The 12,635-nt window shown below is 48.5% G+C and carries 11 protein-coding genes; all 11 read left to right on the top strand.

The annotated features are described in order from the left end of the window. Positions 1 to 528: 528 nt before the first annotated feature. Positions 529 to 1,269, top strand: a complete 741-nt coding sequence (locus OM416_RS28360) for a M23 family metallopeptidase (protein ID WP_264935099.1) — start codon at positions 529 to 531, stop codon at positions 1,267 to 1,269. Between the two features lie 170 nt (positions 1,270 to 1,439). Continuing rightward, entirely contained in the window at positions 1,440 to 1,727 is a 288-nt protein-coding gene (gene spoIIID, locus OM416_RS28355; RefSeq protein WP_024632710.1) for a sporulation transcriptional regulator SpoIIID, read from the top strand. Between the two features lie 219 nt (positions 1,728 to 1,946). Beyond that, positions 1,947 to 2,945 carry a rod shape-determining protein gene (locus tag OM416_RS28350; RefSeq protein WP_253441322.1) on the top strand — a complete coding sequence of 333 codons (999 nt, stop codon included), beginning with the start codon at positions 1,947 to 1,949 and terminating at the stop codon, positions 2,943 to 2,945. A gap of 102 nt (positions 2,946 to 3,047) precedes the next feature. Beyond that, complete coding sequence (locus OM416_RS28345) at positions 3,048 to 3,932, top strand: flagellar hook-basal body protein (RefSeq protein ID WP_264935088.1); 885 nt, start codon at positions 3,048 to 3,050, stop codon at positions 3,930 to 3,932. Positions 3,933 to 4,462: 530 nt separating this feature from the next. After that, on the top strand, positions 4,463 to 5,302 hold the full coding sequence (locus OM416_RS28340; protein ID WP_264935086.1) for a flagellar hook-basal body protein: 840 nt from the start codon (positions 4,463 to 4,465) through the stop codon (positions 5,300 to 5,302). 12 nt (positions 5,303 to 5,314) lie between these two features. Beyond that, positions 5,315 to 5,539, top strand: coding sequence for a DNA-directed RNA polymerase subunit beta (locus tag OM416_RS28335; protein ID WP_062836973.1), 225 nt, complete (start codon positions 5,315 to 5,317; stop codon positions 5,537 to 5,539). Positions 5,540 to 6,064: 525 nt separating this feature from the next. After that, positions 6,065 to 6,496 (top strand): 3-hydroxyacyl-ACP dehydratase FabZ, encoded by a 432-nt coding sequence (gene fabZ / locus OM416_RS28330; protein ID WP_036613058.1) that lies wholly within the window; start codon positions 6,065 to 6,067, stop codon positions 6,494 to 6,496. A gap of 111 nt (positions 6,497 to 6,607) precedes the next feature. Further along, positions 6,608 to 8,329, top strand: coding sequence for a phospho-sugar mutase (locus OM416_RS28325; protein ID WP_264935081.1), 1,722 nt, complete (start codon positions 6,608 to 6,610; stop codon positions 8,327 to 8,329). Positions 8,330 to 8,546: 217 nt separating this feature from the next. Next, positions 8,547 to 10,568 carry a DUF5693 family protein gene (locus OM416_RS28320; protein ID WP_264935079.1) on the top strand — a complete coding sequence of 674 codons (2,022 nt, stop codon included), beginning with the start codon at positions 8,547 to 8,549 and terminating at the stop codon, positions 10,566 to 10,568. Further along, positions 10,544 to 11,725, top strand: coding sequence for a polysaccharide pyruvyl transferase CsaB (gene csaB, locus OM416_RS28315; RefSeq protein WP_264935077.1), 1,182 nt, complete (start codon positions 10,544 to 10,546; stop codon positions 11,723 to 11,725). The genes OM416_RS28320 and csaB overlap by 25 nt, the downstream gene beginning before the upstream one ends. 7 nt (positions 11,726 to 11,732) lie before the next feature. Next, the gene (locus OM416_RS28310) at positions 11,733 to 12,494 is read left to right on the top strand and encodes a WecB/TagA/CpsF family glycosyltransferase (protein ID WP_264935075.1); all 762 of its coding nucleotides are present in this window, start codon (positions 11,733 to 11,735) and stop codon (positions 12,492 to 12,494) included. Positions 12,495 to 12,635: the final 141 nt, after the last annotated feature.

Below are 12,635 nucleotides of genomic sequence, written 5' to 3'. Positions count from 1 at the left end.
TAGGGTTCTTTAGAATTCCTAAGCCACGATTTCCTCGTCAATAAGGCTGCCTGAGTTCGTTAGAAAGATTTTATTATCTAATCACACATCTCACTTTAAAGAACCTAGGCGCCTTAAATCTATATTATCCAGTCACATCCTATATCATTTCGCTCTCACCGATAATTGCACTTCATAGAAGGATTGGCCTCTACAGCCAATCCGGACCACTCTACGAACCACCCATTCCGGAGCTTTCGAGATTCGGCTATATAGGGAGAGTGCTAGCGTATGGAGAGCGCAGGGGACAGAAAAGACCTGTAGAAACGTAGTGTCCGCCTTTATCACCGGATTTCTCCCTTGGGAGAATATAATCAGGAAATCCGGGGATAACAGCCGGTCGAAAGGTTTTCTGGCCCCGAAGCGGCGCACGCACTAACACTCACCCCTCACATATATAGCACTCTCTGAAACCTCCGTGAAAATAATTAGAGTCGCGCGTGTATAAAAGAGTTGCACCCGGTAACACTTGTTACTGAGGTGATCAAGATGAATGAACAAAACAAAAAAACAGTCCAAGAAGAAACTCCTAAAACAACACAAGGAGTACCGGCTAGCCAGCCCTCTTCATGGAGAAGAGCAATGTCCAAACGCTGGGTCTTCCCGGCAGCCTACATCGCAGCAGCAGGCATTATACTAACCTTAGTGTGGGTCTATCAGGGCACAGGCGACAAAACGCTGAACTCGGACCCTGCTAGCGGGGTAGTAGAAACAGGCGCATCGGCGGGTACAGAAGGAACAGCAGCAGGTGGAGAAGAAGAAAGTGTGGAAGTTGTTGCAAAGTCGGAGAATTTTGTATGGCCGGTAGCGGTACCGTCCGAAATTTCGGTAGTGAAACCTTTCTATGATAACGAAGCTTCAACCGAGGAACATGAAGCGGCGATGGTTCAGTACAATGATACATTCATTCCGAACACGGGTGTGGATCTGGCGCGTGGGGATAACAAAACGTTTGAAGTCAAAGCAGCGCTTGCTGGTAAAGTCACACGGGTTGAGCAAAATCCGCTCGCAGGTCAAGTTGTGGAAATCACACACAGCGATAACCTGAAGACGGTATACCAAAGCTTGGCAGACGTCAAAGTGAAACAGGACGACGAAGTGAAACAGGGAGATGCAATTGCATCTGCTGGCGTCAATGAATTGGGTAAAACGCTCGGCAACCACCTTCACTTTGAAGTGTACGAAGACGGACAGCCGGTTAACCCGCAAGGATATCTTCCGGAAAAATAAATGATTTTTACCGCAGCAACATGATGGGCAGAGGGTTAAGCCTCTGCTCTTTTTGTGCTTTTCAGAAAATAATGGGACCTTCGAAGCTTGTCACACCTCTAAACCGCGAATATATAGGCATGCTCCTCATATAATGTACCAAACTATCCACACAGTAGGGAGGCGGGAGCGTGCACGATTACATCAAGGAACGGACCATCAAAATTGGTCGCTGCATTGTTGAGACGAGGAATACGGTCCGTACCATAGCCAAGGAATTCGGCGTGTCAAAGAGTACTGTGCATAAGGATCTGACGGAGCGTCTGCCGGAAATCAACCCTGATCTTGCTGACCAGGTGAAACACATTTTGGAGTACCACAAGTCGATCCGCCATTTGCGGGGCGGGGAAGCGACCAAAATCAAATACAAAAAAACGAGTGGCAAGAAACGTGAGGTGTTGGCTTCCGCCAAATCGTAAGCATCTTCACAAAGACGTAGGCCAAAAAGCTCACACATGCATTGAATCCCTCCCCTGAAGTATGATATGTTAAAAGCTGGTACAGGATCGAATTATGACATCTTATCAGCCCGATTTTTACATATATATGTTGCACTTTGTCGAACGAGCGGTGACGTGATAAGGGACTCTTTTTCACAGGATACGCTGACCAAATAATATCACTTTGGGGGCTCTTTTATGTTTAGCAAGGATATCGGTATTGATCTTGGCACGGCGAACGTGCTTATTCACGTGAAAGGAAGTGGGGTTGTCCTCGATGAACCTTCCGTCGTGACCATTGAAAGAGATACGAAGCGTGTCCTTGCTGTTGGGGAAGAAGCGCGTCGTATGGTGGGGCGTACTCCAGGTAACATTGTTGCCATTAGACCGCTGCGAGACGGCGTTATTGCGGACTTCGAAATTACGGAAGCGATGCTCAGACATTTCATTAATCGTGTGGGTGCAAGAAGCTGGTACAGCCACCCTCGAATTCTGATCTGTGCACCAACGAACATTACTTCTGTAGAGCAGAAGGCCATCCGCGAAGCGGCGGAACGCAGCGGTGCCAAAGAAGTGTTTCTGGAAGAAGAGCCAAAAGCGGCAGCGATCGGTGCGGGAATGGATATTTTTCAGCCGAGCGGCAATATGGTCGTGGATATCGGCGGCGGAACGACTGACGTTGCAGTCCTTTCTATGGGCGACGTGGTCACCGCCTCTTCTATTAAAGTCGCAGGGGACAAGTTCGACGAAGCGATTATTAAGTTTATCAAAGCCAAGTACAAGCTCATGATCGGTGAACGGACCGCGGAAGATATCAAAATTGCGATTGGTTCGGTACATCCGGGTGGACGTCAAACGGAGATGGACATTCGCGGACGCGATATGGTATCCGGTCTGCCTGTTACCGTAACGGTATCGGGGAATGAAGTACAAGAAGCGCTCTGGGATTCGGTGCAATCCATCATCGTGGCAGCCAAATCGGTATTGGAACGTACACCGCCTGAATTGTCAGCGGACATTATCGACCGGGGTGTTGTTTTGACTGGTGGAGGCGCATTGCTGAACGGACTGGACGAGCTTTTGTCCAATGAATTGCATGTACCGGTGTGGGTTGCGGAAGATCCAATGCATTGTGTCGTGAAGGGGACAGGCATTATGCTTAATAATTTGGATCAGGTGGTTAAGAAAAAGTTCTAATCTGCCGATATAAAAAGCAAAGGTTCGCCATGCTCGGAAAGCAGAACGGACAAGCAGCCAGCCTGTAATGCAGGACAAGCGCTTGAGGAGAGGGGTTAATTCATGTTAAGAGGTCTGTATACCGCGACTGCGGGAATGATTACGCAACAACGCCGCCATGACACAGCAACACAGAATATTGTAAATACGAACACGACGGGATATAAACAGGTGAACAGCGTAAGCCGTTCCTTCCCGGAAATGCTCATTACCTTGGTAGGCGGAGATGCGAATCTCCCGACAAAGCGGCTGGGCAAGCTGAACACAGGGGTGTTCGCGGAAGAGAGTTTGTCCATGAATTTGCAGGGGACCATTATGGAGACTGGACAGAAAAATGATTTTTCCATTTCATCCAATATGTCGGTTAATGATCCGCAGACTGGACAACCTGTCCCGATTGACGCGTCAGGCAAATTTGTACGGGCCGATGGCACGGTAACTTACCAGCCTCAGGCATATTTTACAGTGCAGGATGCACAAGGTAACACCGGATATACACGTGATGGACACTTCGAGATTACAGGAACTGGACAGTTGCTGAGCTCAACAGGCTCACAAGTGTTGGATAATAATGGACAACCCATAGTGTTGACAGGTTCGGTAGAGCAATTTAAAGTGGATGAGCAAGGCCGTCTTGTGGATGCAGCAACCGGTGCACCTACAGGTGTTACTCTCGGTATTAGTGTCATTGACCAGCCGAATCAACTGGTACGTCAAGGTGATGGCAATTTCAGTCTGAGCGATGAAAATGGGGCGACCGCCCGGATGCTGGCTGCCGGTGATAATGTGCAGATCCGTCAGGGCTACCTAGAAGGCTCGAATGTCGATGCTTCACAGGCAACGGTTGATATGAACGCCGCATTCCGTGCGTATGAAGCGAACCAGAAGGTCGTACAATTCTACGACCGTAGTTTGGAAAAAGCCGTCAATGAAGTCGGTCGTGTATAACGCCGACGTTTAAATATAACCGCGCAGCGGAGAGCCAAACGCCCTTTGCGTAGCAAAGCAGAGAGGCTCACGCGAAGCGCAAACCAAGCGCAGCCGAGCTTATGCGAGGAGTGCGCAGCAGTGCCTGAGCGTAGCGACGGTCTCGACAGTCCTTTGCGGAGCAAAGCAGGGAAGAGACCCCGCGGAGCGCAAGAGTCTAAACGCAGCCGAGCTTATGCGAGGAGTGCGTAGCAATACCTGAGCGAAGCGACGGTCTCGACAGCCCTTTGCGAAGCAAAGCAGGGAAGATACCACGCGGAGCTACACGCCGTATAGAGAGCGTGCCCGACTATGATTCAGCCATGTGAAACGATGGCGGCAATCATAGTCGGGCAGTCGCGGCGCACACACACCACCGTCACTTAGCAAGATCGTACCCCACTTACCTAATCCGCCTGTTTCGGGAGTCCAGAGGGCAGCGCCATCTGGGGCCCTCCCTACTAGGGAGGGTTTGGGAGGGTGGACAGGACACAAGGGAGGGTAAACCACCGATGAATAATTCCATGATTAGTGCCAAAGTTTCCATGACCGCCATACAGCAGCGTCTGGATGTCATTTCCGATAATATTGCCAACGTGAATACGGCAGGCTATAAGAGCAAGCAAGCGGCTTTCGAGGATGTGCTGACCCGGGTTCAACAACAACCGGACAAGTACAAGCTCGATGGACGTTCCACACCGATGGGATATAACCTCGGTTTTGGTGCTCGTTTGGCAGATGTGACGAAGGATATGTCTCAGGGTACCTTAAATGAGACAGGTCTTCCAACCGATCTGGCCATTGAGGGAAATGCCATGTTTGCAGTTGAAGCGAATGGGGAAAAAATGTGGACACGCCAGGGTGCATTTCATTTTGTACCTGATACAAGACCGAAACCTACTCCCAATTCACCAGATATGATGGTGATGGTCAATGGCGAAGGCCACTTTGCCCTGGATCGTCTAGGAAACCGTATTACGGCACCGAATAATAGCAAAGTTGCTTTTGATGAAAATGGCAACCTGCTAATCCGACGCGGTAATGAGGCGAACGCAACCATTGGAGCACAGCTGCAAGTGGTAGACATTGAACGCCCTGAGGGGCTCGTACAGTATGCAGATAATCTGTTTGGGCTGGATGCGGGATTAACCGAGGATGATGTATTTGGCGCTGATGCAGCTACACGTCAAGCGACAGCCATGATCCTCCCAGGTTATCTGGAGCAATCCAATGTGGATTTGACACAGGAGATGGCTTTGCTTATGCAAGGACAGCGGACATATCAATTGGCGGCACGGGCGCTAACTTCGAGTGACTCCATGATGGGTCTTGCCAACACTATAAGAGCGTAAAAGGTGAATGTGATGACAGAAACACAGCAGCAGAACAGTAAGCCAGAGAAGAAGGAAGTCAAGAAGAAGAAGAGTGGATGGCGCATCGCAAGATGGTTCCTGGTTCCGGTCCTGCTTGTTCTTGCCCTTGCTGGCGGAATGGTAGCTGGATATGTGGTACTGGGCAAACAGGATATCGGTTCCGTACTGCAATGGAGTACATGGGAACATGTATATAATCTGGTATTCGCTCCATAATGTAACGAGTTAAGCGAAAACTCCTGCGCAGGCAGGAGTTTTCTTTTTGACGTTGAAAACAGTATAATGATGGATGACGTTTGACGTCAAAAGAGGCCTCCCCTGCGAAAGACATTCGTCATCGCGAAGAGAGACCCCTTATCTTAACCTTCACTACTGCAGTCATGAAGGATATAACTAGTGTTAACCGAAAATATGCTTTCCATACAAAATTTAAAAATTAAAACCCATTTATATGAGCTTTTGATTTTGTCATGTTGGGGTTGACCTTGCAGCACCGAAGTAAGTGGAGGGAACGGAATCGTTCAGAAGAAGCGAAGCGCTCGCCTAAAAGCTTTCTGTAAAGAAAGCTGCTTCGAAAGCATAAGCTGTTTCCAAATGTTATCCATCTGAAGAATAGTTTAGAAACATTTGGAAACAACAGCGATCGAAAGAATGATCCGTACCCGTAACGGTCACCTGTGCGCACATGGGAACTTTATGATGAAGAACGCTCATATAAACATCCCGAGAGGAGATTACACTGTGCTCGATATCAAACAGATTCAAGAGATCATCCCGCACCGCCCCCCGTTTTTGCTTGTGGACAAGATTCTAGAGATTGAGGATGGCAAACGTGCCGTTGGTTTGAAGAACGTAACCATTAACGAACCTTTCTTCATTGGTCATTTCCCAGAGTATCCGGTAATGCCGGGTGTACTGATTACAGAAGCGCTGGCGCAAGTTGGTGCCGTAGCCATTCTGAATTTGGAAGGCAACAAAGGAAAAATTGGCTTTTTGGCGGGACTGGACAACTTCCGATTCCGTGGACAAGTTGTGCCCGGAGATACGTTGATTCTGGAAGTAGAGATTACACGTCTGAAGGGTTCGATTGGTAAAGGTAAAGCAACTGCCCGAGTGAACGACAAAGTGGTCGCTGAAGGCGAGATCATGTTTGCACTGTCTGACCCAAGCTGATTACATACGTGAGCATTTACATCATGCAGGGACTTAGTCGGACCGAATGATGCAAGATGCTGAAGTAACGCAGCACACCTGAATTTATATAGACGGAAGGGGTTTATCGGAATGGAACAGTTAAGTACAGCAGCAGCAGAGACGTTGCAGCAATGGTTGGAGGATGCTTCGATTGATGAAGCAACGAAACAGGAGCTTCGTGACTTGCAGGATCAGCCGAAAGAGCTGGAGGAACGTTTTTACAGAAACCTGGAGTTTGGTACAGGGGGATTGCGCGGGGTCATTGGTGCCGGAAGCAACCGGATGAACCGTTACACTGTGGGTCGGGCGACTCAAGGGTTTGCGCGTTATCTACTTGAGCAGCATGGTGACCAAGAAGGTAAACCTTCTGTCGTCATTGCTCATGATTCCCGTCATTTCTCACCTGAATTCACACTGGATGCTGCGCTTGTACTGGCTGGAAACGGTATTGTAGCCAAGCTGTTCCCATCCTTGCGTTCAACTCCGGAGTTGTCATTCGCGGTGCGTCATCAGAATGCAACTGGTGGAATCGTCGTAACAGCGAGCCATAACCCACCGGAATACAACGGATATAAAGTCTACAATCATGAGGGCGGTCAATTGGTGCCGGATGAAGCTGAAAAAGTCATTCAGTACATTCAAGAAGTGCCTTCTCTTGCTGACGTGAAGAAGCTGACGCAAGAAGAAGCAGAAGCTCAAGGCCTTCTGATCTGGTTGGGTGAAGAGCAAGACCAAGCGTTCGTGGATACCGTAGCAAGCCGCAGTCTGAGCCGCGAACTGATCCAATCCGGCATAGGCCGTGATTTCAAAATCGTATACACACCGCTGCACGGAACAGGCAACATCCCTGTACGTCGCGTGCTGGAGCAGATCGGATTCGAGCAAGTGCACATTGTAGCCGAACAAGAACAGCCGGATGCTGAGTTCTCTACAGTGAAATCCCCTAACCCGGAAGAACGCGAAGCGTTTACGCTCGCAATGAAGCTGGGAGAATCCGTTGGCGCTGACATTCTGATCGGAACAGATCCGGATGCAGACCGCATGGGTGCTGTTGTGAAAGACAACGATGGCAAATATTTCGTCTTGTCCGGTAACCAGTCTGGTGCCATTATGGTACATTACCTGTTAAGTCGCCTGCAAGAGACGGGTACACTGCCAAGCAATGGTGCGGTTGTCAAAACGATCGTAACAAGTGAGATGGGTGCTGTCATTGCTGAACATTACGGTGCAGAAGTGATGAATACACTGACAGGCTTCAAATATATTGGTGAAAAAATGAACCAGTTCGAAGCAACAGGCAGTCATACATTCTTGTTCGGATATGAAGAGAGTTATGGCTACCTTTCAGGCAACTATGCCCGTGACAAGGATGCTGTTCTTGCCTCGATGCTGATTGCTGAAGCTGCTGCGTATTATAAGAGTCAAGGTAAGACGCTCTATGATGTCTTGCAAGAGTTGTACAACCAATTCGGATACTTCCTGGAGAAGCTGGAGTCCCGTACGTTGAAAGGCAAAGATGGCGTAGCTCAGATTCAATCCAAAATGACGGACTGGCGTTCCAATCCGCCACAAGAAGTAGCGGGAATCGCTGTACAAGATGTACTGGACTACTCCCTTGGTTTGGACGGTCTTCCGAAGGAGAACGTACTGAAGTTCATTTTGGCAGACGGTTCATGGTTCTGCTTGCGCCCTTCAGGAACAGAACCGAAGATCAAAGTATACTTCGCTGTGCGTGGAGAGAACTTGGAAGATGCGGAAAGCCGGATCGAGCGTCTGGTGACTACAGTGATGTCGCGTGTAGACGCACAATAATACGAATGCAGCAATGAGCAAGAACATGAGAAGGCCTCTCCGCACCGTAAGGTTGGTTGGCGGAGGGGTTTTTCTTTGAAATAAAAGTGTAGATGGTTCTAGCATATAACAGGGCTTGTTGACACAAGCTGTTTGTAACCTATTGTATAAATGTTAAATGAACGAATTACTTGAGCTGAACGTGCATTTGGTTCCAACACTTGAGGAGGTACATGTAGTGCGTCAAAAATGGCTTTATTGGAATAACGCTTCTCGGAAGTGGTTGTGGCTCGTCGTTATTATCGGTCTCGTTGCGTCCATCCCTGTAATCAGTGATCGGGTGCAGACAGAATCTTCTGCCAAAAAGGTAGAGCTTGTCTTCAATTATCGAGGTCTGCTGGATATTTCCGCCTATCAGGCACATCCGCAAGATTTCATGAATGAACAATTGACTCGTCTGAAAGACGCAGGCGTAACAACGATGGCTGTGTTCGAAAGTACATTGGACGAGCTGAGAAAGACACGCCGACTAATGGTATACAACGGCCAGGATCTCGCGAACCTGACCAAAGATGTGATTCCTTCTAACGCAAATTACACGTATGTGTTATTTACTTCTGAGGAAAACGCACAGACGTATACCCCTATTATTGAACAAACGTTCGCTGATCGGCAGATTCCAGTGCTACCATGGGAATATGAAGGTCGTAGCGGCTTAATATTGCAGACTCCTCCGGAGAATGCCAACATGCAGCCTTTGCAGCCCGATCCGGTTGCGGTGAAGATGCTGCGTGATAAAGGTTTCTACATTTTGCCGCGCATCTCGGACGGTGTGCCATACAGCCAGGAATCGATGGAGCGCTTGCTTACCTTCTTCGAGGAAAATGGCGTGAAGCGCATCTTGTTTGATGGTGATGCTGTGAAAGGGTACAATGATAATGCAGAGATGAAAAGTCTCGACCAGTTCGCACAGTTGCTGAACAAGCACAATATTGGTCTTGCAGCCATTGAGAACTTGAAGAAACCGCAGTCTGGATTCCAGACCCTTGCTTATAAAACGGACTACAATGTCACGCGTCTATACTCGCTTAGTGATGGAGATGCCAATCTGGATGTAGATACAATTGCTGACCGCTTTGTTCTGGCAACCAAAGACCGTAACATTCGTATGCTCTATATGAATGCATCGCCAAGCCGGAATACAGCCAAGGCCATGATTACAGATCCAATTGAGAATCTGATCAACAGCCTGGGTGAACCAGGTCATGCGGTAGAACGCATGGCGAAGCATGGATTCGAACTTGGACAAGCTGAAGCATTTACAGTTAAGGATTCGTCGATTCAGCGTTATGCCAAGCTGGTTGCTCTCGTTGGTGCAATTGCGATGATTGCACTAATGGTTTCTTATTTTATCCCACTACTGACATTAATCGCATTTGTAGTTGCTCTGGTGGGCAGTGCCGGATTATTCCTTTTGAAACCAACGCTGCTGGAGCAAGGAATTGCCTTGCTTGTGGCTATAGCCGCGCCGACCATAGCGATGGTGCTGGCCGTTCGTACAGTGAACTATCAGCAACAGCGTCAACCCGACGCATCTGCGGGTCGTCGTTTGAAGCAGACATTGGTGTTATATGTAAGAACGTCAATTCTGTCGTTCCTGGCGGTACCTTTTGTCATCGCGTTGCTTAACAGCATTACGTACAGTCTGGTCATCAACCAGTTCCGTGGCGTGAGTCTGTTGCACTTTGCACCTATGGCGCTGGTAGCGATTTACATTGTGTTTTATCGTGGTTCAGGTTCGTTCTCAATTAAGAAAATTAAAGAAATGCTTCGTATGCCAATTAATGTTTTAATGGTTGTTTTGGCACTCGTTGCTGCCGTTGTTGGATACTATTATTTGAGCCGTACAGGCAACTCGGGTTCAGTAACACCATTCGAGATGTTCCTGCGTACCACGCTGGAAGATACGTTCGGTGTACGGCCGAGATTCAAAGAATTTATGCTGGGACACCCGCTGTTTATCGTTGGCGTGTTCGCCGCTTTAAAATATCGTAAAGTCATCTTTGTGCTCATTATTGCAGCGATTGGACAATTGTCCATGGTGGATACGTTCGCGCATATCCATACGCCGGCTGTATTGTCACTCATTCGTGGAGTGATGGGATTGGGACTTGGCTTAATCTTCGGTATCATTGCTGTGGGTGTGTGGCAAGTAGCGGAAGGATGTTGGAAAAAATGGTCACCACTTCTCAAAAGTTAGTCATCTCGGGGTATTACGGATTCCGCAACAGCGGAGACGAAGCGGTGCTAAAGTCGATTTTGACAGCGCTGGAAGAGGAAAGTCAGAGGTCTAATGTCACCATTGAACCGATTGTACTCTCGGGTGACCCCGAGTGGACAACCTCCATGTACGGTGTGCGCTCTGTGCATCGGATGAAACTGAAGGAAGTCCGTGAAGCTCTCAAGGAGAGTGACGGATTAATCAGTGGCGGAGGAAGCCTATTGCAGGATGCAACTGGACTGAAGTCCATTCCTTATTATCTGGGTGTCATCAAGCTAGCCCAGTGGTTGAAAAAACCAACGTTTATCTATGCACAGGGGATTGGCCCTGTGAAGCGTAAAATTTTCAATCCAATGATCAAATCGGTTTTCAAGGCCTGCACCTATGTATCCGTTCGGGATGAACAATCTGCAGACTACCTGCGTGGGCTCGGGCTACAGTGGAATCAGATCCATGTAGTACCCGACCCAGTCATGGGCTTACCATTACCTGAAGCAAAAGTTGATAGTGGCACAGATGCTATTTCAGCAAATGCTGCTAATCAAGCTAACCGAGTGGAACCTTCATCTGGAGGACATACCAAGCTTCCCGTAATCGGCGTATCGGTGCGGTTCTGGGAGTCAGACCGTAAAGAGCTTACGGCTATTGCCGCCGGATTGAAAAAGCTATGCTCGAAAAGAGCCGTGCACTTGCGTTTTCTGCCGTTTCATTTGCCAGTTGATGAACAAGCATCACGATTCCTTATGGAAATGCTTGGTGATGTGACCAGCAAAGGCAGTGAGATTAGCATCACACAAGATCTGACCGACCCTCAGCTTATGCTGGAGGAAGTCAGCAAGTGTGATCTTGTCATCGGTATGCGTCTGCACAGTCTGATCTATGCAGCTTCGCAATATGTGCCTCCGGTGGGCATCTCGTATGATCCGAAAATCGATCAATTTCTCCTTCGTCTGGACAGTGAACCAGCAGGCAATACGGATACATTCGATGGCGACAAGCTCGCCAAGACGGTCGTTGGACTGTTGGATCAACGTTCACAGTGGTTGAAGGAACATGAAGAAGGCATCACCGAATTGAAGCAGGAAGCCAAAGTGCCTGCACAGCAGATTATTAACTATTTAGGCCGCAAAGGATGAGATAAAGATGAGTCAGACCGGATCAATACCTACCGTTTCGATCTACGGGATTCCTTTTTCCAAACTGACGATGAAAGAAACGGTGAAGGTTCTCCAGGAAGCTGTGCTGTCCAAGCAGACACCACATCAGGTCATTACAGCCAACCCGATTATGGTTATGGCCGCATTGGAAAATCCCGCAATCATGGAAGTCATGCAAGCTGCGGAATTGATCGTTCCTGATGGAACAGGTGTCGTATGGGCTGCTAACTATTGTGGAGATCCTGTAGCTGAGCGAGTGCCGGGATTTGAGCTTTTACATGAATTGCTGCGTGTTGGAGAAAACTATCGATGGGGCGTATATCTGCTTGGTTCCACCCCTGAGGTGATTCAAGAAACGGCAGTTCGGTTACAACAGCAATATCCGGCGATTCGAATTGTGGGTTATCGCGACGGTTATTTTGGTCCGGCTGAGGATGAGCAGGTCATTGCCTCCATTCGGGAAGCAGCACCTGATCTGTTGTTTGTAGCACGTGGGGCCGACACACAAGAACCGTGGATTCACCAGCACAAAGATGCACTGCAGGTTCCCGTAACTATGGGCGTTGGCGGCAGCTTTGATGTCATTTCGGGCAAAACCAAACGTGCGCCTGTCCTGTTCCAAAAGTTAAGACTGGAATGGTTCTATCGCTTGTTGCGTGAACCGAGCCGGGCTGGCCGGATGCTTGCGCTTCCGAAATTCGCTGTTAAGGTGATGCGGGACAAAGAAAACGTGACGAAATTCCGTTAAAAACAGGTAATTGCGAGATAAATGCTTGTTTTTGCTAGAAATTGAGGATGGCTTTTCGGGTGTGATGAGCGTATAATTCATTCCGGATTACATGTGTGCCACTCCATGAAAACAGAAGCGTTACACTTGGCACTACGATTG

Origin of the sequence: Paenibacillus sp. LS1 (assembly GCF_026013365.1) — a bacterium.
Taxonomy (GTDB): domain Bacteria; phylum Bacillota; class Bacilli; order Paenibacillales; family Paenibacillaceae; genus Paenibacillus.
Note: the sequence above shows the minus strand (reverse complement) of the source record. Positions and strands in the feature narration are given on the sequence as shown.

Coding starts and splice junctions, on each gene's coding strand:
- OM416_RS28360 (WP_264935099.1), top strand. CDS start 529: ATGAATGAACAAAACAAAAAAACAGTCCAAGAAGAAACTCCTAAAACA.
- OM416_RS28350 (WP_253441322.1), top strand. CDS start 1,947: ATGTTTAGCAAGGATATCGGTATTGATCTTGGCACGGCGAACGTGCTT.
- OM416_RS28345 (WP_264935088.1), top strand. CDS start 3,048: ATGTTAAGAGGTCTGTATACCGCGACTGCGGGAATGATTACGCAACAA.
- OM416_RS28340 (WP_264935086.1), top strand. CDS start 4,463: ATGAATAATTCCATGATTAGTGCCAAAGTTTCCATGACCGCCATACAG.
- OM416_RS28335 (WP_062836973.1), top strand. CDS start 5,315: ATGACAGAAACACAGCAGCAGAACAGTAAGCCAGAGAAGAAGGAAGTC.
- OM416_RS28325 (WP_264935081.1), top strand. CDS start 6,608: ATGGAACAGTTAAGTACAGCAGCAGCAGAGACGTTGCAGCAATGGTTG.
- csaB (WP_264935077.1), top strand. CDS start 10,544: ATGGTCACCACTTCTCAAAAGTTAGTCATCTCGGGGTATTACGGATTC.
- OM416_RS28310 (WP_264935075.1), top strand. CDS start 11,733: ATGAGTCAGACCGGATCAATACCTACCGTTTCGATCTACGGGATTCCT.